The 915-nt window shown below is 47.1% G+C and carries 2 rRNA genes; both read left to right on the top strand.

Annotation, left to right across the window (positions count from 1 at the left end):
- Window positions 1-119, top strand: a 23S ribosomal RNA gene (locus M3191_RS18150); the annotation flags it as partial.
- A gap of 87 nt (window positions 120-206) precedes the next feature.
- Window positions 207-322 (top strand): 5S ribosomal RNA (rrf, locus tag M3191_RS18145).
- The last annotated feature ends 593 nt before the right edge of the window (window positions 323-915 follow it).

Here is a 915-nt window from a genome sequence, read left to right as displayed (position 1 = left end):
AGATTTCCCATTACGCAAGTAAGTAAGATCCCTCAAAGAAGATGAGGTGGATAGGTCCGGGGTGGAAGCGTGGCGACACGTGCAGCTGACGGATACTAATCGATCGAGGACTTAACCTTAAGTTACTGAAGTACGGTTGAACTTGAAGTTCAGCAACAATGTCTGTTTTATCCGGTTTTGAACGAATAAGTATCGTTCATACATAGTCTGGTGACGACGGCGAAGAGGTCACACCCGTTCCCATACCGAACACGGAAGTTAAGCTCTTCAGCGCTGATGGTAGTAGGGGGCTTCCCCCTGTGAGAGTAAGACGTCGCCGGGCAAAGGCCATCTCCAATTGGGGATGGTTTTTTTGTGCTTGAAAATAGTTCTTGTGAATAAGTAGGTAGCGCGATTTAGCAAGAAGTAAATCTTACAGTGGTGTCGCGTTAAGGATGTCTTAATTCGCGGAAAGATATTTATTGTACAAGAATAAAATATTCGCGACATATGCTTTTGACAAACTAAGATTACACACACGTACAAAGCCAGCCCATCCGCACTCAGAGAATGCCGTCGCGCGCTCAAGATCCGTGTTGCGCGCCCAAGAAAAGCCATTGCGCGCTCAAGAAAGCCGTTCCGCGCTCAAGATCCGTGTTGCGCGCTCAAGAAAGCCGTTCCGCGCTCAAAGAATGCAATTCCGTGCTCAAGATCCGCGTTGCGCACCCAAGAAAAGCCGTTGCGCGCCCAAAGATTACCGTTCCGCGCCCAACTCAAGCCTAAATGAACACATCACCCCAGCAAAAAACGAGTCAAGTCCATTATCTTGTGTAAATTCCCTGTCAATGCTTTCACAAAGTATTACAAAAAATATATTTGGCAATAAACAATATGCCTAGGATCCACTTGCTCGCAACTTTACTTGGAGAGGCGGGC

This window comes from Sporosarcina luteola (assembly GCF_023715535.1).
In the GTDB taxonomy this organism is placed as follows: domain Bacteria; phylum Bacillota; class Bacilli; order Bacillales_A; family Planococcaceae; genus Sporosarcina; species Sporosarcina luteola_B.
The sequence above is the reverse complement of the archived record's forward strand: the minus strand, read 5'-3'. Positions and strand labels throughout refer to the sequence as shown.